The 22946-nt window shown below is 40.5% G+C and carries 24 protein-coding genes and 3 tRNA genes; 15 read left to right on the top strand and 12 right to left on the bottom strand.

Annotation, left to right across the window (positions count from 1 at the left end):
- Nucleotides 1–26: 26 nt before the first annotated feature.
- A complete protein-coding gene (gene gstA, locus LDO51_RS14665) occupies nucleotides 27–641 on the top strand; it encodes a glutathione transferase GstA (RefSeq protein ID WP_225577283.1) in 615 nt (204 codons plus the stop codon).
- Nucleotides 642–866: 225 nt separating this feature from the next.
- Here the strand turns inward: gstA and pdxY are convergent, their stop codons facing one another.
- From pdxY to anmK, 4 genes are all read right to left on the bottom strand, one after another.
- Nucleotides 867–1730 carry a pyridoxal kinase PdxY gene (pdxY, locus tag LDO51_RS14660; RefSeq protein ID WP_225575143.1) on the bottom strand — a complete coding sequence of 288 codons (864 nt, stop codon included), beginning with the start codon at nucleotides 1728–1730 and terminating at the stop codon, nucleotides 867–869.
- A 111-nt stretch (nucleotides 1731–1841) separates the two neighbouring features.
- Nucleotides 1842–3116, bottom strand: a complete 1275-nt coding sequence (tyrS, locus tag LDO51_RS14655; RefSeq protein ID WP_225575142.1) for a tyrosine--tRNA ligase — start codon at nucleotides 3114–3116, stop codon at nucleotides 1842–1844.
- A gap of 160 nt (nucleotides 3117–3276) precedes the next feature.
- A complete protein-coding gene (gene pdxH / locus LDO51_RS14650) occupies nucleotides 3277–3930 on the bottom strand; it encodes a pyridoxamine 5'-phosphate oxidase (RefSeq protein WP_224060903.1) in 654 nt (217 codons plus the stop codon).
- A 20-nt stretch (nucleotides 3931–3950) separates the two neighbouring features.
- Complete coding sequence (anmK, locus tag LDO51_RS14645; RefSeq protein WP_225575141.1) at nucleotides 3951–5075, bottom strand: anhydro-N-acetylmuramic acid kinase; 1125 nt, start codon at nucleotides 5073–5075, stop codon at nucleotides 3951–3953.
- Nucleotides 5076–5600: 525 nt separating this feature from the next.
- On the opposite strand from anmK, the gene LDO51_RS14640 reads away from it, so the two are divergent.
- On the top strand, nucleotides 5601–6068 hold the full coding sequence (locus LDO51_RS14640) for a glycine zipper 2TM domain-containing protein (RefSeq protein ID WP_225575140.1): 468 nt from the start codon (nucleotides 5601–5603) through the stop codon (nucleotides 6066–6068).
- A gap of 453 nt (nucleotides 6069–6521) precedes the next feature.
- Here LDO51_RS14640 and slyA read toward each other — a convergent pair whose 3' ends face one another.
- Both slyA and LDO51_RS14630 read right to left on the bottom strand, forming a co-directional pair.
- On the bottom strand, nucleotides 6522–6956 hold the full coding sequence (gene slyA / locus LDO51_RS14635; protein ID WP_154603994.1) for a transcriptional regulator SlyA: 435 nt from the start codon (nucleotides 6954–6956) through the stop codon (nucleotides 6522–6524).
- Nucleotides 6957–7463: 507 nt separating this feature from the next.
- Nucleotides 7464–7703 (bottom strand): DUF1289 domain-containing protein, encoded by a 240-nt coding sequence (locus tag LDO51_RS14630; protein WP_225575139.1) that lies wholly within the window; start codon nucleotides 7701–7703, stop codon nucleotides 7464–7466.
- A gap of 184 nt (nucleotides 7704–7887) precedes the next feature.
- Between LDO51_RS14630 and gloA the strand changes: the two genes are divergently transcribed.
- Both gloA and rnt read left to right on the top strand, forming a co-directional pair.
- Nucleotides 7888–8295: a lactoylglutathione lyase gene (gloA, locus tag LDO51_RS14625; protein WP_225575138.1), complete on the top strand. Its 408-nt coding sequence runs from the start codon at nucleotides 7888–7890 to the stop codon at nucleotides 8293–8295.
- 128 nt (nucleotides 8296–8423) lie between these two features.
- The gene (gene rnt / locus LDO51_RS14620) at nucleotides 8424–9068 is read left to right on the top strand and encodes a ribonuclease T (protein ID WP_036953524.1); all 645 of its coding nucleotides are present in this window, start codon (nucleotides 8424–8426) and stop codon (nucleotides 9066–9068) included.
- Nucleotides 9069–9164: 96 nt separating this feature from the next.
- Here rnt and LDO51_RS14615 read toward each other — a convergent pair whose 3' ends face one another.
- Complete coding sequence (locus LDO51_RS14615; RefSeq protein ID WP_225575137.1) at nucleotides 9165–9512, bottom strand: Grx4 family monothiol glutaredoxin; 348 nt, start codon at nucleotides 9510–9512, stop codon at nucleotides 9165–9167.
- A 559-nt stretch (nucleotides 9513–10071) separates the two neighbouring features.
- On the opposite strand from LDO51_RS14615, the gene sodB reads away from it, so the two are divergent.
- On the top strand, nucleotides 10072–10650 hold the full coding sequence (sodB, locus tag LDO51_RS14610) for a superoxide dismutase [Fe] (RefSeq protein WP_225575136.1): 579 nt from the start codon (nucleotides 10072–10074) through the stop codon (nucleotides 10648–10650).
- 88 nt (nucleotides 10651–10738) lie between these two features.
- Here the strand turns inward: sodB and LDO51_RS19925 are convergent, their stop codons facing one another.
- Nucleotides 10739–10822 carry a YnhF family membrane protein gene (locus tag LDO51_RS19925; RefSeq protein WP_225577282.1) on the bottom strand — a complete coding sequence of 28 codons (84 nt, stop codon included), beginning with the start codon at nucleotides 10820–10822 and terminating at the stop codon, nucleotides 10739–10741.
- Between the two features lie 267 nt (nucleotides 10823–11089).
- Here LDO51_RS19925 and purR point away from each other — a divergent pair, with 267 nt between their 5' ends.
- Nucleotides 11090–12115, top strand: a complete 1026-nt coding sequence (gene purR, locus LDO51_RS14600; protein ID WP_006660078.1) for an HTH-type transcriptional repressor PurR — start codon at nucleotides 11090–11092, stop codon at nucleotides 12113–12115.
- Nucleotides 12116–12130: 15 nt separating this feature from the next.
- On the opposite strand, the gene punR is transcribed toward purR, so the two are convergent.
- A complete protein-coding gene (gene punR / locus LDO51_RS14595) occupies nucleotides 12131–13036 on the bottom strand; it encodes a DNA-binding transcriptional activator PunR (RefSeq protein ID WP_225575135.1) in 906 nt (301 codons plus the stop codon).
- 122 nt (nucleotides 13037–13158) lie between these two features.
- On the opposite strand from punR, the gene punC reads away from it, so the two are divergent.
- From punC to LDO51_RS14580, 3 genes are all read left to right on the top strand, one after another.
- Nucleotides 13159–14382: a purine nucleoside transporter PunC gene (gene punC, locus LDO51_RS14590; protein ID WP_225575134.1), complete on the top strand. Its 1224-nt coding sequence runs from the start codon at nucleotides 13159–13161 to the stop codon at nucleotides 14380–14382.
- A gap of 193 nt (nucleotides 14383–14575) precedes the next feature.
- Complete coding sequence (locus tag LDO51_RS14585; RefSeq protein WP_225575133.1) at nucleotides 14576–15331, top strand: helix-turn-helix transcriptional regulator; 756 nt, start codon at nucleotides 14576–14578, stop codon at nucleotides 15329–15331.
- Nucleotides 15332–15355: 24 nt separating this feature from the next.
- A complete protein-coding gene (locus LDO51_RS14580) occupies nucleotides 15356–15628 on the top strand; it encodes a putative quinol monooxygenase (RefSeq protein ID WP_225575132.1) in 273 nt (90 codons plus the stop codon).
- 81 nt (nucleotides 15629–15709) lie between these two features.
- Here the strand turns inward: LDO51_RS14580 and LDO51_RS14575 are convergent, their stop codons facing one another.
- Nucleotides 15710–16387: a riboflavin synthase subunit alpha gene (locus LDO51_RS14575; RefSeq protein ID WP_225575131.1), complete on the bottom strand. Its 678-nt coding sequence runs from the start codon at nucleotides 16385–16387 to the stop codon at nucleotides 15710–15712.
- A 282-nt stretch (nucleotides 16388–16669) separates the two neighbouring features.
- On the opposite strand from LDO51_RS14575, the gene LDO51_RS14570 reads away from it, so the two are divergent.
- The 6 genes from LDO51_RS14570 (at nucleotide 16670) to LDO51_RS14545 (ending at nucleotide 21070) form a co-directional block, all read left to right on the top strand.
- Nucleotides 16670–18043 carry an MATE family efflux transporter gene (locus LDO51_RS14570; protein WP_225575130.1) on the top strand — a complete coding sequence of 458 codons (1374 nt, stop codon included), beginning with the start codon at nucleotides 16670–16672 and terminating at the stop codon, nucleotides 18041–18043.
- A gap of 159 nt (nucleotides 18044–18202) precedes the next feature.
- Nucleotides 18203–18279 (top strand) — tRNA-Val (locus LDO51_RS14565).
- A 41-nt stretch (nucleotides 18280–18320) separates the two neighbouring features.
- Nucleotides 18321–18397 (top strand) — tRNA-Val (locus LDO51_RS14560).
- 41 nt (nucleotides 18398–18438) lie between these two features.
- Nucleotides 18439–18515, top strand: a tRNA-Val gene (locus LDO51_RS14555).
- 448 nt (nucleotides 18516–18963) lie between these two features.
- Nucleotides 18964–20376 carry a pyruvate kinase PykF gene (gene pykF / locus LDO51_RS14550; protein ID WP_225575129.1) on the top strand — a complete coding sequence of 471 codons (1413 nt, stop codon included), beginning with the start codon at nucleotides 18964–18966 and terminating at the stop codon, nucleotides 20374–20376.
- A gap of 457 nt (nucleotides 20377–20833) precedes the next feature.
- Nucleotides 20834–21070, top strand: a complete 237-nt coding sequence (locus LDO51_RS14545; RefSeq protein WP_004263789.1) for a major outer membrane lipoprotein — start codon at nucleotides 20834–20836, stop codon at nucleotides 21068–21070.
- 107 nt (nucleotides 21071–21177) lie between these two features.
- Here the strand turns inward: LDO51_RS14545 and LDO51_RS14540 are convergent, their stop codons facing one another.
- Both LDO51_RS14540 and sufE read right to left on the bottom strand, forming a co-directional pair.
- A complete protein-coding gene (locus LDO51_RS14540) occupies nucleotides 21178–22233 on the bottom strand; it encodes a L,D-transpeptidase family protein (protein WP_225575128.1) in 1056 nt (351 codons plus the stop codon).
- Between the two features lie 250 nt (nucleotides 22234–22483).
- Nucleotides 22484–22900 (bottom strand): cysteine desulfuration protein SufE, encoded by a 417-nt coding sequence (sufE, locus tag LDO51_RS14535; protein ID WP_036950416.1) that lies wholly within the window; start codon nucleotides 22898–22900, stop codon nucleotides 22484–22486.
- Between the last annotated feature and the right edge of the window lie 46 nt (nucleotides 22901–22946).

Genomic DNA, 22946 nt, shown 5'->3' with positions numbered 1-22946 from the left:
CCATTCTATGACTTAGGAGTTTTATGATGAAATTGTATTACGCTCCCGGTGCCTGCTCACTTTCTCCTCATATCATTCTGCGTGAAGCAGGGTTAGATTTCAGTATTGTCCGTGTTAACTTAAAAGAAAAAAGCACAGAAACGGGTCAAAACTTCTTAGAAATTAACCCTAAAGGTCAAGTTCCTACTCTCGTTTTAGATGATGATGAGCAATTAACTGAAGGTGCTGTGATTGTGCAATATATTGCAGATCAAAACCCAAATAGAAACTTAATTGCCCTGCCAGGTTCAATGAAACGCTACCATCAGTTAGAAGCGCTAAACTTCATTTCCACTGAGCTGCATAAGAATTTTGGCCCATTATTTGCGCCAAATACCCCTGAAGAATATAAAGATGTTGTTCGCGCAAATTTACTGAAAAAATTCCAGTACGTGAATGATGTTCTGAAAAATCAGCCTTACTTTGTCGCTAAAAGTGATTTCTGTGTTGCAGATGCGTATCTGTTTACGGTTACCAACTGGACTCGCTTAGTTGGCGTTGATATCAGTGCATTGAGCCATCTGAACGAATATTGTGAGAAGATTGCGAAGCGACCAAAAGTACAAGAGGCATTAGAAGCGGAAGGGTTACTGAAGAAGTAATCTATTGTATGAATTGTATTTACAAAAACAGCGCCGGTTGGCGCTGTGAGGTTGCTGACAAAGAGGGATAAAAGCGTAGTTTTTCCCTCTTTGTGTTATCAGGCGAAAATCAATAAATTGATTTTCCTTGTTAATTTTACAACCCGAAAGAGCCATTTCCAAACCTGATGGGTTTGTCAATGGTCTGACAGCGCCATTCGGCGCTGTTTTTATTATTACGCTCAATTAGTCTAACTGAGTGGCGCAAAATTTATGTTGAGGGCTAACCATCAAATCTTGAGCAGCGACTAACTGAAGTTCATATTCACCCATTTCTTTGGTTTTCAGCATTACTTCATAAACTGCCGCAGCAACATGCTCTAAGCCTTTATCTAGTGGCTCGCCTTTTAAAATGTTAACCAACATTAAACCACTCGTTAAATCACCGACTCCTACAGGCTGTTTTTCACCAAAATCCACTAATGGGCGGCTAACATGCCAGCTGTGTTCCGCAGTGACTAAAATCATTTCAAAGCGGTCTGCACGGTAACCCGCATGGTTTAAATGCTTAACTAATACAGTTTTAGGTCCTTGCTGACATAATCGGCGAGCAGCTTGAACGGCTTGCTCTACGGTCGTGATTTTTTCATTCGCTAAAGTTTCTAACTCTAATAAGTTAGGCGCAATCACATCACTCGCCGCTAACGCTTGTTGGCAAAGAAACTCAGCGACACCTGGTGCAACGATGCATCCTTTCTCTGGATGCCCCATCACCGGGTCACAAAAATAGATAGCCTGCGGATTCGCTGCTTTGACTTTTTGGACAATCGCTAGAATATCATTGCCTTGCTCAGCAGAACCAATATAGCCACTTAACACGGCATTACAGATTGCTAGTTTATGGATTTTTGCTAATCCTTCGACAATGTCTGTCAAATGCTGAGCGGGAAATACTGAACCCGTCCATTGTGGATACTGAGTATGGTTGGAGAATTGCACTGTATTAAGTGGCCACACATCTACGCCCATACGGCACATAGGGAATGCAGCAGCACTGTTTCCTGCATGGCCGAAAACAACATGGGATTGAATTGATAATACGCTTTTCATTGGAAACCCAGAGAATTGTTATGTCGAATGAAGAGAAATCAGTGAGTAGCCATTTGCCAATATGAATAGCCCGGAGATTTCCGGGCTATATATTACAAAGGTTCGTCAGAGCTATTTCCAGTTAACTAAGCAGTCATTTTTCTTACCGCGGCGGATAAGTGTATAACGGCCAAATAAACGGTCAGCATCAGTGAATACATACATTGGTTCAGTTTGTTTCTGACCATTGACAGAGACTGCATTTGAGCTGATTGCCGTTCTTGCTTGACCACGAGAAGGTACCAGTTCTGAATCAACTAATGCTTGCTGGAGATCTGCACCATCTTCTAGGGTGATGCATGGCATACCGTCTTGTGCTAACTGTTCAAAGTCAGCTTCAGTTAAATCAGATACTGCGCCGGAGAATAAGCTTTCAGTAATGCGTTTTGCAGCCGCGAGCCCCGCTTCACCGTGAACTAATTTAGTCACTTCTTCTGCTAATACATACTGTGCACGTGGTGCTTTACCGCTATTTTTGTCTTCTTCTTCCAATGCGTCAATTTCGCTTAATTCCATGAAAGTAAAGAATTTCAGGAAACGATAAACGTCAGCATCCGCTGTGTTAATCCAGAATTGGTAGAATTTATATTGGCTGGTTTTCTTCGGATCTAACCACACTGCACCACCTTCGGTTTTACCAAACTTGGTACCATCTGTTTTGGTGATCAGTGGAACAGTTAAACCAAACACTTGGTTTTGATGCAGACGACGAGTTAAATCAATACCAGATGTAATGTTACCCCATTGGTCTGAACCACCAATTTGTAACTCAACACCCATCTCTTTATTCATGTTCGCAAAATCGTAACCTTGTAATAGGTTATAGGCGAATTCAGTGAAAGAGATCCCGACATCATCACGGTTTAAACGCTGCTTAACAGACTCACGGTTGATCATTTGGTTAACGGAGAAGTGTTTACCAATATCACGTAAGAATGTCAGCACGTCCATTTTGCCAAACCAATCATAGTTGTTAGCTAGACGTGCGCTGCTTTCACCACAATCAAAACTAAGGAATGGTGAAACTTGGTTACGAATTTTTTCTACCCACTCTTGAACGGTTTCTGTGGTGTTTAATTTACGTTCAGTAGCTTTAAAGCTCGGGTCGCCAATAAGACCCGTTGCGCCACCGACCAACGCCACAGGCTTGTGCCCGGCTAGTTGGAATCGTTTTAAACACAGCAAAGGAACCAGATGTCCCAAGTGCAAGCTATCGGCGGTAGGGTCGAAGCCACAATAGAGAGAGATAGGGCCCTGCGCCAGTCTCTCTGCTAACGCATCCTCATCCGTTACCTGGGCAACGAGGCCCCGCTCTTGCAATTGTTTAATCAGGTTATTGCTAGACATCAATGACTCCATCGGTTGAATTTTGTCTATCTATTTTAATGTAAAAAATTGGCAGAATAAGACTTCGCTTAAAGGCTCGTCAGTATGATTTGTCAATTTTCTTAAACGAGGCTATAGCATAAAGCGCATATCAATTAAGTGCCAGCTAAAAAACCATTTATTACGGGGCTAATCGGTCAATTACCCAACCGTCCCCTTCTCTTTGGTATAGAAAGCGGTCATGCAGGCGATGAGCGCCACCTTGCCAAAATTCGACACTGTTAAAAACTACGCGATACCCCCCCCAAAAACTTGGTAATGGAACCTCGCCGTTTTGGAATTTCTGCTTAAGTTCTAAAAATTTCCCTTCTAAGATTCCACGAGCCGAAATCCGCGAAGATTGAGCAGATGCCCAAGCCGCGATTTGGCTATCTTTTGGGCGGCTATGAAAATATTTTAGTACCTCAATAGGGCTTAAACGCTCAGCAATACCAGTAAAATGAACTTGGCGTTCTAATTGATACCATGGAAAATGCAGACTAATTTTATTGTTATGCTCTAAATGCTGCGCTTTACGGCTTCCTAAATTGGTATAAAAGACTAATCCGTTTTCATCGAAATGTTTTAATAATACAATCCGTTGATAAGGCTGCCCTGTTTCATCGACTGTTGCCACGCACATTGCTGTTGGGTCAGTTAATCGCGCTTCACAAGCTTGCTTTAACCAGCGCTCAAACAATGGAATAGGATCTGGCGTTAAATCTTTGCGTCTCAATCCACCTTTTGTATATTCACGTCGTACCGCAGCAAGATCGATTTCTTCAAGTTCGTTCATTTTACTGTCCTTTCAAGCGGTTATTTTATATCAATATTTGCGGGGTATATCGCACCTAATACGCTATCTCTGCTAGCACCCGTTACAGATGCAAGGCTACCTGATAAGCCTGAAACTGTGCGAGCGGCAAGCCAAGCAAATGCCAGTGCTTCCATATCATCACCACTCAGTCCAAATTTATCACTTGGTGCGACTTCAATCCCCGGCAGTAATGTCGCTAATCGCAACATTAAGAATTTATTTTGAGCGCCGCCGCCACAAACAATTAAACGCTCACAGCCACCACAGAGCTTAACTTGATCCACGATAGATACAGCGGTCAATTCACACAATGTTGCTTGTACGTCTTCAGGAGATAACAATTGAAAATGCGCCAAATGCTGTTCTAGCCATTGCATATTAAAATATTCACGCCCAGTACTTTTAGGCGCTGAACGTTTAAAATAGCTATCATTAAGCATCGCATTTAATAATGCCTGATTCACCGTTCCTGTTTTTGCCCATTCACCATCTTTATCATACGCTTGTTGCTTGTTACGCCAGATCCAAGTGTCCATTAACATATTACCAGGCCCTGTGTCATAGCCTTTTACATATGCGTTTGGCAGCAATGCAGTAACATTCGCAATCCCGCCAATATTAAGCACAATGCGTTTTTCAGTCGGATGCCCTAATACGGCTAAATGAAATGCAGGAACTAACGGAGCACCTTGTCCACCATAGGCCATGTCTCTGCGGCGGAAATCCCCCACAGTCGTTATTCCCGTTAACGCCGCTATACGGTTGTTATCACCAATCTGCATAGTAAACGGTGTTTCACTATCGGGTTCATGCCAAACCGTTTGTCCGTGACAACCAATTGCAATAATATCTTCAGGAGATAGGCCCGTTTGATGAAGAAGCTGATTAATGGCATCGGCATATATTGTGCCAAGTTCTCTATCTATTTTTCCCAATTCAGAAAGTGTTGTTTCTTGCCCTTGGCAAATATTGAGAATGCGCTTTTTCAGTTCAATCGGAAATGCGGCGCTCAAGCTAGCTTGCTCTGCAACAAACTTATCGTTAATTGCAGCTAATACGACATCAACACCATCTAGGCTGGTTCCTGACATAACACCGATATAGCGACCCGATTTAATCATCATTATTCCCTTTAACGTGTCTATTCACTCGATGAGATAAACTAGGAAAGATTGTGCTGTGAGAGAAGAATTTGTCAACTTCTTGATTCAATTTCTCGTAGCGCTTCGCAGGAATAATAAATAATTGATAGAGGAGATGAAAATAGTGAGCAAAATAGCAACAATGAATCGCTTTTCTATCTCTCATTTATTTAATTTGATTTATAATGGTTCATTCTGTAATTATCTGCTACACCTTATGGTGGGTAGTTTTTATTACAGATGAAAATCCCTTATTTAGTCTTTGCTATAACTTGATGTTCTAAAATAGTCAAAAGATAGATAGTTCTTTAGCAAAGGGTGCCTTAAGTGGGGGATTTAGGGTGGAATTTGAGATATTTTACCTAGTGTTGATGCATTATTTAATTCAAAATTAGTAGTCTAGGCTCTGTTATCTAAAATAAATTTTTGATGTTGTTGTGCTTATGGTAAGAACAAATCTTCGATGCTACGTTACTGCCACAAACAGCAAGTCTCATAGGAGTTATTATGCTTAAGAAAGTTTTTGTAGGTGTTGCTGCGGTTGTTGCGTTATCTGGCTGTGTCAATACAAGTACGCTTTCTGGTGATACTATTTCAGCTCAAGATGCTAAACAAGTCCAAACTGTGACTTACGGTACGGTACTAAACGCTCGCCCAGTTACCATTCAAGCGGGTGAGGATGGTAACGTGATTGGTGCAATTGGTGGCGCAGTTATCGGTGGCCTGTTAGGTAATACTGTCGGTGGTGGTACTGGTAAAACGCTAGCAACAGCGGCTGGTGCAATCGCAGGTGGTTTAGCGGGTCAACAAGCACAAGGTGCCCTAAACAAAAGCCAAGGTGTGCAGCTTGAAATCCGTTTAGACAGTGGTAAAAACATCGTTGTTGTTCAGAAACAAGATCCTACCGCTTTCCGTGTAGGTCAGCGTGTTATGATAGCAAACAGCGGAAATACAGTTACTGTATCACCTCGCTAATTTGACATAAATTAAAAATAAAATGCGTTCACCGACTAATTAATCGATGAACGCATTTTTTATTTAAATCATGTTTAGTATTTGTTTTTTAGCTTATTAGTAATAATGTTTTTATCGAACCTGAGTACTTTACTATCTTTTTGTTTATTATTCCCATAACAGAAATTTATTGAATGATTGTGATTGATATCATTCTAGTAAAATGTAATTTATGCAATGAGTGTTCTCTATCTTTCTTGACTGATGTTTATTATTCATATTTGTACACCTTAATGTCCCATTTTTTAATAATTAATCCATAGTAATAGAATACAAAGCCGCCTCACGTAAGAAATCATGCATCCATATAGAAATACATATTACGTGCACGGTGGCTATAGTTATTAGTTTAATATATATTTATGCAATTATATTCATAGCAATAAAATCTCATTAGAAATAAAAATTATTAGCCTATGAATCATTTTGTAAGCGTAGAATATTTTTTTCCAGCTTTAATAGCAATAAAGATAATTGGCTTAGCTCGTCATGACTAATATTACTTAAAATTTCTGTCCGCGTATTATTAATCACTTGATCAACCGTTTTGATAAAAGGCTCCGATTCCTCTGTGAGTTTGATTCTCTTGGCACGTCGGTCATTCGCACATGTATGACGAGAAATGAGCCTTTTTTCTTCTAATTGATCTAATGTCCTGACTAGAGAAGGTTGCTCAATACCGATTGCTTTTGCCAATTGAATCTGTGACTGTTCGGGCGGTAACTGGCTAATATTATGCAGTGTTACCCAGTGTGTTTGCGTGAGTTTAAGTGGCTTGAGGCGATAGTCGATCAATGCTCGCCACATACGGACTACACGAGATAATTCAGTTCCAATTTGAGATTCCAATTTACCCTCCTTTATATAATTATAATGTCTAAAAAATATACCAAACACATATTATTTTTTAAATTATATATTAATTCCCTTTTATCTTTACAACCTTTTATTGAGCCAATACCTAATAAATACCTATATATAGTGAGCATCAATAAATTATTGGGTGATATATATCTTGTTTTCTTCAATGATTTTTCATATAGAAATAATATAATCACTTAATAAGACAATCTATCAGTTACCTTATTAATAAGAATAGCCTTACTCTTCTTTCGAATCTATCTATTTTAACCCTTATAGTAATTACGACTAACAATAAAAAATGCAATAGCAAATAAATCCTTTAAAAACAAAGTAATATAGTTATTCTTAAAATTATGTCATTTACAGCTGATTTACATGAATTTCATCATCATTTTGAATAAATAAAATTTTATTGAAATGTAACCACTGAAATTAATTTAAATAAATTGATTTTTGATTGAATTATTTAATTTGAAATAATTTTATTATCAATCAAAACAGAGACTGTTGAGGATCATTCGTGCTTTCTTGAACTGCTTTCTTATTATTTGCCCTTAAAAATCGCTGGCGACATAAACGGATGACATGACGTTTCTCAGCGTTAGTTAGCTGTAACCAGCCAAAACGTTCATCTCGAGTTCGATAGCAACCTCGGCAATACCCCTGCTCATTGGTCTGACATATTCCACGGCAAGGGCTTGGAATGTCAAAAAACTCAAGTTGTTCTGCCATCGTTAACCACCCGTAATATAAACATAAAATTATGATATACTCCCTCAAATTGAGTATAACCATGATGTGACTAAAAAATAAACCTCAATCACTGTATTTAGTCATATTGTCACGTTATATTGATAGATAAATCGATTCGACTTTAAGCATTATTATCTGAAGAATTTATAGGGAAACGACTATTATGCGCTTACTACATACCATGCTCCGTGTTACCGACATGCAACGCTCCATTGATTTTTATACCAAAGTATTGGGTATGCGCTTACTGCGTACGAGCGAAAATACAGAATACAAATATTCTTTAGCGTTCGTCGGTTACAGCGATGAAAGTGAAGGTGCTGTTATCGAGTTAACTTATAACTGGGGCGTAACCGAATATGATTTAGGTAATGCTTATGGTCATATTGCATTAGGTGTTGATGATGTCGCTAAAACCTGTGAGGACATTCGTCAAGCAGGTGGAAACGTCACTCGTGAAGCAGGTCCAGTCAAAGGCGGTACAACCGTTATCGCATTTGTTGAAGATCCAGATGGTTATAAAATTGAGCTTATCGAAAACAAAAGTGCAAGCAAAGGATTAGGCGATTAATCCCTCACATACATTTTATATTTTAGGTGGTGATAACCATCACCTAAAATTTCTTCAGTATCTACCTGCAAAAATGTATTCCCTTTGGCATAATGAAAGCCAACCAGAAACTGTAAATTGAAAGCCTAATGTCTGAAAAAAATAATCCTAATTCACTGGTTAACCGCTTCCGGGGTTACTACCCTGTCGTTATTGATGTCGAAACTGGTGGGTTCAACCCCAAAACTGATGGCCTATTAGAGATAGCAGCCATTACACTCAAAATGGACAAAGATGGCTGGCTAGCCATTGATGAAACGCTGCATTTTCATGTTGAACCATTTGAAGGGGCGAATTTGGAGCCCTCTGCGCTGGAGTTCACTGGTATTGATCCCACTAACCCCCTGCGTGGTGCAGTAAGCGAATATGAAGCATTGCATGCCATTTTTAAAACAATTCGAAAAGGCATGAAGAATACCGATTGCAATCGCGCGATCATGGTGGCTCATAACGCAAATTTTGATCACAGCTTTGTTATGAATGCGGCGGAGCGTTCAGGGTTAAAACGAAATCCTTTTCATCCCTTTGCAACCTTTGATACTGCCGCACTAAGCGGATTAGTCTTTGGACAAACCATTCTTGCAAAAGCGTGTGTCACCGCAGGTATTCCATTTGATGGTAAGCAAGCCCACGGTGCCCTATACGATACTAACCGTACCGCGCTATTATTTTGCGAACTCGTCAATAAATGGAAAAAATTGGGCGGATGGCCACTACCTAGTGAACCACAGTAATTTAGTTTTAATTCCTCAGATATAAAAAAACCGTATTAGTTTTACGCTAATACGGTTTTCATCGATATAAGCATGAAAGCTTATTCAACCATTTGATTACTCAGTGATGGTTTCATCTGCTGGACGGTATTTGTCCGCAGTTTCTTTGATCAGAGCTTGTAATTCGCCGCGTTGGAACATCTCAACGATAATGTCACAACCGCCAACTAACTCTCCATCAACCCATAACTGTGGGAATGTTGGCCAATTTGCATATTTTGGCAGTTCCGCACGAATGTCTGGGTTTTGTAAAATATCTACGTAAGCAAAACGCTCACCGCAAGAAGACAGAGCTTGAACAGCTTGAGCAGAAAAACCGCAGTTAGGCAATTTTGGAGAGCCTTTCATGTATAATAAAATTGGATTTTCTTTAACTTGGCGCTCAATTTTTTCGATTGTTGTCATTTTATATCCTAAAACGTGGGTGCTGATTTTGCAGTCACTGAGCCACTTTGAATCATTTGCAAGGCAACTCATTAGACAGAACACATTGACCGGTGTAATCGCCGGCATAGTCAAAACATCGCAAATTATTCCGTGATTGTTTCATACAATATGCCAGTTTTATAAGTTGAATACTATAGCACTCCTATTTGCCGTACTCAAAAGGTGAAAAGCAAATAGCAACGTTTTCTTTTTACTATAAAAAATTCACTATGGGCGTTTTTGCCGTGTAATCATGGGAGTTATTTGTTAATATATTAGCAAATTAATAACACTTGATGCATTTCCCTGATCTCAATGACTATAACGACATGCAGTGGAATACTTATTATGCAACTTACTAACAATTAAGGCATAGATAGCATCATGAAACAGGTATGTTCTGACTGTAACCTGTATTCTGTTATGATAAATACATGACTATAATAGAAGTAGATTAATTAATAGTAGTACACTTAATTTCGCTCATTTTACGAGCAAACACCCTAAACACTGAATAAAAGCAATCAAGGAGTACGCAATGTCTTTTGAATTACCAGCTCTACCTTATGCTAAAGATGCTTTAGAACCTCATATCTCTGCTGAAACCTTAGAATACCACTACGGTAAGCACCACAACACCTATGTTGTTAACCTGAATAACCTGATTAAAGGCACCAAATTTGAAGGTCTATCTTTAGAAGAGATCATCAAAACTTCTGACGCTGGCGTATTCAATAACGCGGCTCAAGTTTGGAATCACACTTTCTACTGGCACTGCCTAGCGCCAAATGCAGGTGGTGAGCCAACGGGTAAAGTTGCAGACGCTATCAACAAAGCATTCGGTTCATTTGCTCAGTTCAAAGAGCAATTCACTGATGCCGCAGTTAAAAACTTCGGTGCTGGTTGGACTTGGTTAGTGAAGAAAGCAGACGGCAGCCTAGCTATCGTTAACACGTCTAACGCGGCAACACCAATTTCTGGTGACGACAAGCCAGTTCTGACAGTTGATATCTGGGAACACGCTTACTACATCGACTACCGTAACGCTCGTCCAAAATACTTAGAAAACTTCTGGGCGCTGGTTAACTGGAAATTTGTTGAAGAAAATCTGGCTTAATTTTAGTTCAGATCTAAAATGACTAAGGGCGAGTATTATACTCGCCCTTAATTATTTCTCATCCTTAGTCGATAGGATGGAAATGAAATCAGAAAATGTGCACAGCAAACAAAATAATTACAGCTAAAGAGCCAAGCGCAGCTAGCAATCCATATTTAAAATCTGTATCCATGAGACCCTCTCATATAAAGAAATTGAATTATCAAATAACCATAAAATAAAAAGGTTATTTCAGTATACATGCACAAAAATGTAAAACCAGTGTCTATATCACATGTTATAACATCAATTATTTCTTTCGTTTTTGCGCTAGATCAGACAAAATCGACAACAAATCGCTAAATTATTGCCAGCAAAGGTACTATGCATCAATATGCAGGTAATTATTTAACTAGAATTATTTTAGAGACCAAGTTTTGGTTAGGAGTTTTTTCTTCTCATGGCAACAATTAAAGATGTGGCGAAACGTGCGGGCGTCTCTACCACAACCGTCTCCCATGTTATCAACAAGACGCGTTTTGTCGCTGATGATACAAAAACAGCCGTTTGGGCCGCCATCAAAGAGCTCAATTATTCTCCGAGTGCGGTTGCGCGTAGTTTAAAAGTCAATCACACCAAATCAATTGGTCTGTTGGCAACATCAAGTGAAGCCCCCTATTTCGCAGAAGTGATCGAGTCTGTCGAGAATAGTTGCTATGAGAAAGGCTATACTCTAATTTTATGTAACTCTCACAATAATTTAGGTAAGCAAAAAGCTTACTTGCAAATGTTGGCACAAAAACGTGTCGATGGGCTACTTGTGATGTGTTCAGAATATCCCGACACCTTGATTGGTATGTTGGAAGATTACCGAAATATTCCAATGGTTGTCATGGACTGGGGTACCTCTCGCGGTGATTTCACTGACAGCATTATTGATAACTCTTTCCACGGTGGCTATTTAGCGGGTCGTTATCTTATTGACCGTGGTCATCGTGAAATTGGCGTCATCCCAGGCTCCCTTGAAAGAAATACAGGCATTGGGCGTTTAACGGGCTTCAAAAAAGCCATGGAAGAAGCCAAAGTCACGTTGAAAGATGAATGGATTGTTCAAGGGGATTTCGAGCCAGAATCAGGCTATAAAGCGATGATGCAGATCCTCAGTAACAAACACCGCCCTACTGCTGTCTTCTGTGGTGGAGATATCATGGCGATGGGGGCAATCTGTGCGGCTGACGAGATGGGATTACGTGTCCCTCAAGACATTTCTATTATTGGCTATGATAACGTGCGTAATGCACGCTATTTCACCCCTGCATTAACCACAATCCACCAGCCAAAAGAGCGTTTAGGTCAGATGGCGTTTGCGATGTTGCTCGATCGTATTGTGAATAAACGCGAAGATGCCCAAACGATTGAAGTTCACCCGCGTTTAGTTGAGCGTCGTTCCGTAGCTGACGGTCCATTTATTGATTATCGCCGCTAAGTTTATCTCAGCATATTAGCTCGCAAACCACTCCGCGTTGAGCGTTTCGCTATCACCAAGATAGTCAAGAAGCCACCTCAGCGCTGGAGATGTATCATTCTCAACCCACGTTAGGCAGCAAGGGCTTTCAGGAAACGGCTGCGCTAATTCCAGCTCAACTAGCTTGCCTTCTGCACATAACGGTGCGGCACGGTGCTCTGGAACCATCCCCACACATAGACCATTTGCCAAACACGCTAAACCACTTTCCCAGTAAGGTACAACTAAACGACGTTGGTTATCCAGCGCCCAAGTGTCCCTTTTTGGTAGGCTTCTTGAGGTATCTTCTAAGCACAAACTTGGATATTCACGCATTTGATCATCCGTCAATTTACCCTGAATTTTTGCTAATGGGTGATCGGGGCTCGCAACACAACGCCATGACATAAAGCCCATGTCGCGGAAGCTATAGCGTTCTCCAATGGGTGAAGCACGGGTCGCTCCAATCGCGACATCTACGCGCCCATCCGCTAAAGCATCCCAAACTCCATTAAACACTTCAGGGTGGATATACAGCTCAATATCAGGAAAATGACGATAAAAATCCAAAATCAGCTGTTCCGTACGCTGCGGTTTTACAATGCAATCAACAGCAATACTGAACTGTCCACGCCACCCATTGGCGACTTGTTGGCATTGATGTCGAGTATCAATCATTTTTTTGATAACACTTCGACTTTCTTTAATAAAAATAACTCCTGCTTCCGTCAATACCACATCACGGTGACGACGTTCGAATAGCGGAACTGCTAGCCATTCTTCGACTTGTTTTACGGTGTAACTGATCGCTGAAGGGACTCGATGCAGCTCATCCGCAGCACCACTAAAGCTTCCCGTTCGAGCAACTGCGTCTATGACTTCAAGTGCATGAGCTGACCACATTTTCTTTCCCTTCAAATTATTTGATAGCAGAGTCCAAATATTACCGTTTCACAACGTAAAAAAATAGCCTATACAATAAGATAACTATTAACATTATTTTAAATATAAATTAAGCAAAAACTATGACAAATACTGCGACAAAAAACTCCTCTGGATTTTTGATTTACCTTGCCGGCTTAAGCATGCTGGGGTTTTTAGCCATCGATATGTATCTGCCTGCCTTTGGTTCAATGCAAACATCCTTAAATACGACTGAAGGCGCTATCAGCGCATCATTGAGTATCTTTCTAGCGGGCTTTGCTTTTGCCCAGCTGCTATGGGGGCCCCTTTCAGATAAATTAGGGCGCAAGCCTATCCTCATTGTGGGGCTTTCCCTGTTTATTGTTAGCTGTTTAGCCATGATTTGGGTCACCGATGCCACTCAGTTATTAATCCTTCGATTCTTACAGGCCGTTGGCGTTTGTTCTGCTGCGGTTTTATGGCAAGCCCTGGTTATCGACCGCTATAACGAAGCTGACACCCAAAAAGTATTTGCCTCCATCATGCCTTTAGTCGCACTTTCTCCAGCATTAGCGCCTCTCTTAGGTGCCTGGGTGCTTGAACACAAAAACTGGGAATTTATCTTCATTGTGCTGATGATGGTGGGTGTTTTACTCCTGTTACCTACCTTGATGCTAAAAAAAGTTGCACCGAAAATCACAGCAGAAGAAAACCAACCACAAACCAAAATTTCCTTTGCCACCTTGTTAAGTTCCCCGATTTTCAGTGGTAACGTACTTGTGTACGCTGCATGTAGCGCGGGTTTTTTTGCATGGTTAACAGGTTCACCGTTTATTCTACGCAATATGGGCTTTAACCCTGCGGATATCGGCCTAAGTTATATCCCTCAAACACTGGCATTTATTGTCGGGGGATACGGCTGCCGCTTCGTATTAGCTAAAGTTCGCGCTGAAACGCTGTTCCCCATTTTGCTAGCAGGTTATGCCGTTAGCATGGTTATTCTCTTCGTGATGGCGATTTATACTCAGCCAACATTAACCATGATTTTGGTTCCATTCTGTTTTATGGCAGCAATGAACGGAGCATCATACCCAATTGCAGTAGCCAAAGCCCTCAACACATTCCCATCTGCTAGTGGTAAAGCCGCTGCACTACAGAATGCATTACAATTAGGTCTATGTTTCTTAGCCAGTTTATTAGTGTCTACCCTCACCTTTGACCCTTTACTTGCTACTACTGGCGTGATGGCATTCACTGTGATCCCAATGATTATAGGTTATTTCATGCAGCGTTGTACCAGCAAATCAAATAATGCGATTAAGCACACTGAATATCAGCATGACTAATCATTAATTAACGTTATTTTTTAGTATCACAATAATCAGTTCCGTTACTATTATATTAATAACGGAACTGTTTTTTTTAATGAATATGTTATCTTGATAAATAACTTATTTGATGAATATATAGTTTATAGAGTTAATTTTTTTCCTATAACAGGCTATTATTAACATATTCAATTATGACGTTTGAAGAGCCATGCTGAAACAGTATTATCCTCCTGATGAATTAAAAGAATTTGTTAGTTCAGTTTTGATTATCAAGAAATTTACTGATGCTATTAAGATCTTCCCAGGCACAGGTGCTGAAATATGGGTTTCGACTGAAAATATCAGTATGTCGACTCACGAACATACATCAGTCAATCCATTTCAATTAATCATCCCCAGAGTCAATATATTTACGGCTATCCCGAATAATGCCAGTGTGATGGTTCTGCGTATTCGCCACGATGCCTTACGTTTTTTACTCCCTCAACGCACTTTAAATTATACAGATATCCCCACTCCGCTTAACCAAGTTTGGAGTGATAACTGGTTTAAATCCTTGGCCAATTCATCTTTTAAAGAGTTGCATTCGTGTTTTTATGTCACTAAAGCAACCAAGAAAAATCATTTTATTGATCAAGTTATTGATTCCCTTTATCGCAATCCAAATAAAAAAATTACCGAAATTGCCGATGATATTGGCTACAGCGCACGCTTAGTTCAAAAAGAGTTTTTAAAAGAATTTGGGATCACGCCAAAACGGTACCAGATCAATTGCCGCTTAGAGCAAGTGATGAAAACCATGGTGAAAGAACAAGATACTTATCGTTGGTTTGAAACGGGCTATTATGATCAATCCCACTTTTATCGTGATTTTAAGCGTTACTTTACTATGACACCGTCGGCGTTTTTAAAGTCAAACTATTCGCTTTTTTACAATACAAAAACAAAGTCTCCATTAAGATAGTTCTTAGTACATAAGGAGAATGGTATGAGTATTGTTGTATATGCCCAAATCACTACCGAAAAAAAGGATGGGTATTTAACGAAGAAAATCGTTAGCGAAATTGCCAAACGCAGTCGGATGGAAAAAGGATGTTTGCAGTATGATCTGATGGCAAAAGAAAATGGCTACATTGTGTTTGAAGAGTGGGAAGATGCTCAAGCATTAGAGATGTATCAAAAAAGCACTCATTTCAAACAACTTGTTGACGCCATTGAACGTGACAATGCCACTTTTTCAGCCAATTTTAGTGAGAAGTAATAGAATATTCCGGTGAATTAATCACCTACCGACTCAACAGGTTATAGCTCTGCATAGAGCTATAACCTTATTAACTAAACACTAGATTGATGATTTTTCGTTGTCTACAGAATCCTCACCTTCTTGTTTCTGCTTCAATAACATTTCTTGCTCTTTCTGATGCAAAACACGTTCAACAGTATCAACAATTGCTTGAGTTTGTGGGTCAATCTCAATGTTGACTTTATGGCCCAATCGCTTGCTACCCAGTGTTGTTCTCGCCAACGTTTCTGGGATCAGATGCACACAAAAACGGTTGTTGATAACATCCCCGACCGTTAAGCTGATTCCGTCAATCGCCACAAATCCCTTATGTAAGATATATTTCATCAAGGCTTTATCATAAATAGATAGCCAAACTTGATGATTATCTTCAGAGGTGAAAATCTTGCTAATTTCCGCTGTGGTTACAATATGACCAGAAACCACATGCCCGCCAATTTCATCACCATATTTCGCAGCACGTTCAATATTAACCACGTCCCCTTCTTTTAACTCACCTAAATTAGTGAGGCGCAATGTCTCTTTGATTAAATCAAAGCTAACGTTCTCCCCCTCAATTTTTGTCACGGTTAAACAGCAACCGTTATGCGCAACGGATGCACCCGTTTCTAAACCCACTAATAATTCTGGCGTGAATTTCATGACATGAGTACGGAAATTAGCTCTTTCCGTGATTGAGATAATTGGAGCGGTTCCTTGAACAATGCCTGTAAACATAATGACTCTCAGTGCAGTGAATTAATGAACTCAGTTTACCTAAGAATTTTCAGAGATCTATCTTATTTGAGTGGTTATATTTATTCTGCCATTACAAAAAATTTAAACCATTTCTATACAAATCTGCTGTTTCATTATTCTTATCTATAACTATGTTGGATTGATTACATAAAAGAGATAGAATAAGAGGTTAGCATTAACTATCTGATTTTTTAGTAAATCATAGATTTTCATTCCGCTTTTTTCTTTTTTTAATTCGAAACTTATTGTGAAGGTGTATGCGTGCAGAAATATATTACAGAAGCGCGTAGCTTGTTGGCTCTCGGTATCCCTATCTTCTTCGCCCAATTTTCCCAAACCGCAATGGGGTTTGTGGACACCATTATGGCGGGAAGTGTTAGCGAAATCGAAATGTCAGCTGTGGCTGTTGGTTTTTCTATTTGGTTGCCTGCTATTTTATTAGGGCAAGGTATTCTCATGGCACTCACGCCAATCATTGCTCAAATGAACGGTTCAGGTCGCAGAAACCTGATTGGCGACCAAGTTCAACAAGGCTTGTGGTTAGCCTTTATTTTGGGCGTTAGCATCATGTTGCTGTTGTATAACAGTAAACTGATCATCAGTAACATGCCTCATATTGACCAAGAGTTAGCCGATAAATCGGTTCGTTTTCTACACGCGATTATGTGGGGAGCCCCGGGTTACCTATTTTATCAAGTGTACCGTAGCCAGTGTGAAGGGTTATCAAAAACCAAACCCGGTATGGTGATTGGTTTTCTTGGTTTAATGGTCAATATTCCTGTGAACTATATCTTCATTTATGGTCACTTTGGCGCACCTGCCTTAGGTGGTGTTGGTTGCGGCGTGGCGACAGCAACGGTGTATTGGGCAATGTGCCTGATGATGAGATGGTATGTTAAACACGCACCAAATCAGAGAGATATTCGCCCTGCTCAGCCATTAGGCGCACCAAATCCAGATATTCTGAAACGCATTATTGTGCTCGGAACACCGATTGGTCTGGCGTTGTTTTTTGAAGTCACCCTGTTTGCCGTTGTTGCCCTATTAGTCGCTCCTTTAGGGGTTGTTGCGGTCGCAGGTCACCAAGTGGCGCTTAACTTTAGCTCTGTGATGTTTATGTTCCCGTTATCAATGGGTATCGCCGTCACTATTCGAGTTGGCTATAACTTGGGACGTCAGTCTATCGAAGCCGCAAAAGTCTCTTCCTATACTGGTTTAGCGGTAGGATTAAGTTTAGCTTGCTTAACGGCCATCTTTACCAGCACGTTCCGCGAACCTATCGCCATGATGTATAACAAGAATCCTGAAGTGGTTGTTTTGGCCTCTAGCTTGATGCTCTATGCCGCGCTTTATCAGCTTTCAGATTCTATTCAAGTCATTGGTGCCGGTGTGTTGCGTGGATATAAAGATACTCGCTCGATCTTCTTTATTACCTTTACCGCGTATTGGATTTTAGGTTTACCGTCTGGCTATATTTTGGCGTTAACCGACTTCATTACCGAACCGATGGGGCCAAAAGGTTTCTGGTTAGGATTTATAATCGGACTCACCGCTGCGGCTATTGGTATGGCAACACGAATTTTGTGGATCCATCGCCAACCTGACAGCGTCGTTTTATTACGTTCAACGCGATAATTGGCGTAATTTTCAGCATTTTATGGCAAGGCGGCAAATGTTTTTCTGCGAATAGTTTTAAATACGAGCAAACTCTCGCAAAATTACATTTTCCCCTTGCCAGATTGACAGCAGAACGTTAATATTCGTCCCCGTCGTTAAAGCAGTAATGATTGATATGCGTCCGTAGCTCAGTTGGTTAGAGCACCACCTTGACATGGTGGGGGTCGGTAGTTCGAGTCTACTCGGACGCACCATTTAAATTCATCACTAACGACAAACAAAGTTTCACCTCAGTGCGTCCGTAGCTCAGTTGGTTAGAGCACCACCTTGACATGGTGGGGGTCGGTAGTTCGAGTCTACTCGGACGCACCATTTAAATTTGTCATCAGTGACAAACCAAGCTTCATCTCAGTGCGTCCGTAGCTCAGTTGGTTAGAGCACCACCTTGACATGGTGGGGGTCGGTAGTTCGAGTCTACTCGGACGCACCATTCTACTTATTCCGAATCATTATTTATCCTGAGCCCTACTTACCCTGATTAAAGTACTTTTTTCAAATATCATATTTATCTTGATTGTGATTTTGTTTTCCCTTATTTTGTTGCGCAACCCACTTTCAACTGAAAATCTCGTTGTTGTTTGATCTTAATTACTTCTGCATCAAATTTAGCAAAATTTGATTTGTCTCACAGTTTGATGTTGTTTATAATGATCCCACAAGCTGAAAGGTTTCAACAAAGACAAATCAGCATGTTAGCTTTAATGGAAAATGTCATCTACACTATAATAAAAGTCAAAAAGTGACGTTTTTTAAATAACCAGATTTTGTATACCAAACTGTCGCCTATTCTTATAAATGAGTTGCGCAACATAGACTATCTTGCGCATTAAGCATCGGCGGCAATACCGATTTCCTTTATAACCATTAGATAGACTGCCATGAAAAAAACCAAAATTGTTTGTACCATCGGTCCAAAAACCGAATCAGAAGAGAAATTAACTCAGTTATTGGATGCAGGCATGAATGTCATGCGCCTTAACTTCTCCCACGGTGACTATGAAGAACACGGTCAACGTATCAACAACCTTCGCTCAGTCTGTGCAAAAACCGGTAAACAAGCAGCTATTCTGCTGGACACTAAAGGTCCAGAAATCCGTACTATGAAACTGGAAGGCGGCAATGATGTTTCTCTCGTTGCTGGTCAAACTTTCACTTTCACAACAGATACTTCCGTTGTCGGCAACCAAGAACGCGTTGCGGTCACTTACCCTGGTCTGACCAAAGACCTGAAAGTGGGTGATACCGTTTTAGTTGATGATGGTTTAATCGGCATGACTGTAACCAACATCACTGCAACTGAAGTGATTTGCCAAGTATTAAATAATGGCGATCTCGGCGAGAAAAAAGGTGTTAACTTACCGGGCGTTTCTATCGGCTTACCTGCACTGGCAGAAAAAGATAAAGAAGACCTCGTTTTCGGTTGCCAACAAGGTGTTGATTTTGTTGCAGCTTCATTTATCCGTAAACGTTCAGACGTTGAAGAAATTCGCGCTCACCTGAAAAAACATGGCGGCGAAAATATTCAAATCATCTCTAAAATCGAAAACCAAGAAGGTTTAAATAACTTCGACGAAATCCTTGAAGCCTCTGACGGTATCATGGTTGCTCGTGGTGACTTAGGGGTTGAGATCCCAGTAGAAGAAGTGATCTTCGCCCAAAAAATGATGATTGAAAAATGCGTTAAGGCGCGCAAAGTCGTTATCACTGCGACTCAAATGCTAGATTCAATGATCAAAAACCCACGCCCTACCCGTGCAGAAGCGGGTGACGTTGCAAACGCTATCTTAGATGGTACAGATGCCGTTATGCTGTCTGGGGAAAGTGCGAAAGGTAAGTATCCAATTGAAGCTGTGACTATCATGGCAACTATCTGTGAACGTACTGACCGTGTTATGCCAACGCGTGTGGAGAATCAAAAACCAACCCAGCGCTTACGTGTGACTGAAGCTGTCTGCCGTGGCGCCGTTGAGATGTCTGAAAAACTCGATGTACCATTAATCGTTGTTGCAACTTATGGTGGTAAATCTGCAAAATCAGTACGTAAATATTTCCCTACTGCGCCGATTCTGGCTCTGACAACTAACGAAGAAACCGCTCGTCAATTACTGTTAGTAAAAGGTGTTATTCCGATGATCGTGGGTCCTTTCGAATCAACCGATGATTTCTATCGTGAAGGTAAACGTGCAGCGTTGGAAAGCGGATTAGCGGTAGAAGGTGATGCAGTCGTGATGGTATCCGGTGCATTAGTACAAAGTGGTACAACAAATACCTCATCAGTACATGTTCTGTAATTGCCTTGCATAACAGTTGTCCTGCATAATCTAGCGTGACATTAACCCTATTGCTTCACGGCAGTAGGGTTTTTATTATCTGGAATAACTAAAATTCAGCAATCCGTGCGAAATATAATTTCAATAAGTTACGTTATGATCCGTGAAGATATAATTCATCTAGATTTTGATTACAAAGCATTTACAAAATAAATCATAAAATGATAACCATTCGCTCAAATTTCAAACTAAACAACCTTTAATTGAAATTTTTATTCGTTTTCCCCCTGTTAAATATAAAGTATTTCTAGCAAAACTTTGAATTACGTACTAGCATAAGACTTAGTAAGTACCATACCCTAATTTACATTAGGTTGTTTTAAAGGGATAGAGGTAGCTTTAAGATAACGCTCTTAAGTCTATTTTTTGGTTACTTGCTTTTATATTTTCAAGATAAATCAATCTAGAGGGTAAAATAATGATTCGTACTAAAATTGTACTGGGCTCTATCGTATTAGCTTCAGCATTACTGGCGGGTTGTTCTAACAGCACTGAAGTGCAAAAGCTCTCTTCAGACGTGCAAACTCTGAACGGTAAAGTTGACCAACTGAGCAACGATGTTCAGTCACTGCGTTCTGATGTACAAACTGCACAAGAAGAAGCAGCTCGTGCAAACCAACGTCTGGACAACCAAGTACGTACTTACAAAAAATAAGTTCGGCTTGATGTTATCTAGAAAAGCTTAATAGCTGAATTATTGTTGAGGGCCTATTTTATAGGCCCTTATTTTTTACTTCGAAACTCATTTAAGGCTGGAAGCCATTAGCTTTTAAATGACTGATATTTCGCAGGAATAGAAGACTTCACTTCCCCTTCAAACACAGGTTGTGGTTGAGTAATAGTGAATGGCGCAATGGGTTTTAATTGCTGATAATCGCGTTTCATCGATTCTGAATCATCCCCAACATTCACCCTCACTGGCAATCCTGAACGTCTAGACAACTCAGCTTGAACTTTCGCTTTATCAATGCCTGGGTTACTCGCTAAAAATGCTTGGAAATCTTCAGTCAGCTTGATTGGCATTGTCTGTGGGTCATCACTGCCTTTACGTGACAATGGCTGATGCACTTCAATGTAATAGCTACCATCTGGCTCTTTTGCATATTTAACTGGTTGATCGATAACTTGAACACGCGTTCCTTTTGGTACGTTAGTAAACAATGCTTTGATATCATCTGGGCGTAAACGAATACAACCAGAGCTAACACGCATACCAATACCAAAATTGGCGTTAGTACCGTGGATCAAGTATTCCCCACGACCATAAGACAAGCGTAACGCATACAGCCCCATCGGGTTTTCTGGGCCAGCAGGCACCACCGCAGGGAGTGTGATCCCCTGCTGCGCATAATGTTTACGGATATTGGTGGTTGGTGTCCATGTAGGGTCTTTAATCAATTGGCTAATGGACGTCACCATTTCAGGTGTGTCTCTCCCTAGCTGACCAATACCAATAGGATACACAGCCACTTTATGGCTATTTTCAGGATAATAATAAAGACGCATTTCCGCCAAGTTAATCACGATACCGGTACGCGGTGTCGAAGGTAATAACATTTGAGCAGGAATAATCAGTGGTTTACCCACTTCAGGCAAATAAGGGTCTGTCCCTGGATTCGCCTCTAACATCGCCAACAAACCAATCTGATAGTCGCTCGCGATAGCTTCCAGTGGGCGCCCATCATTAGGCACCACATAGGTGATATTTTCCCCGATCAGGCGTGTGTTGTTATTGGGTAATGGATAATCTTTAGCCTGCGCGGGTGCCAGCACCGCACTCATGACAAACAGACTTACCGCCGTCAAAACTCTTTTCATACCGACTCCAAGGAAAATAAGATTCATTACAAAATTCAAACAATATCGCTCATAATAGCAACTATCTCGAATATCTTTAATACTTAATAAATATTTTAGTCTGCTAATAATTTGAATATGAGCTAACTTTGTCTCATTATTGTTATTTTAACAATAAAATACAGTAAGTTACTGAGGAATATTTTCTAGGATAAGAATAATAAGAAGGAAAGAAAAATGTGGGAAATTCCGAAGATTTCCCACAGAACACTTAAAGAAGTTGGTGCGCTCGCGCTAAAATCGACTTGATCATGCCATTTAAACCTTGAGTTCGAGAAGGTGTAAGATGTTGTTCAAGCGCCAATTGCTGGAAAAAGTGTTTTACATCCACTGCAAGGATCTGTTCAGGTGTTTTTCCTTGAAATAGAATAATCACAATCGCCACTAACCCTTTAACAATCGCAGCATCACTATCTCCAGCAAGAACAACATGACCATCCGGTTGTTTTTGCATATCAATCCACACTTGGCTTTGGCAACCCGCTATCAAGTTATCATCCACCTGTTGAGCTTCAGATAGCGCAGGTAATCGCCCGCCCAGTTCAATCATATACAAATAGCGCTCTTCCCAATCTTGGCAACGTGCAAAATTGCGTAATAGCTTCGCTTCATCGGGTAACGCCGACATAATATTTCCTTCTCTCTATTTACTACAATCTCTATTTGCTGCAATA

It is taken from the genome of Providencia alcalifaciens (assembly GCF_020271745.1).
GTDB classification, from domain to species: Bacteria; Pseudomonadota; Gammaproteobacteria; order Enterobacterales; family Enterobacteriaceae; genus Providencia; species Providencia alcalifaciens_B.
This window is presented reverse-complemented; position numbering and strand designations above follow the sequence as displayed.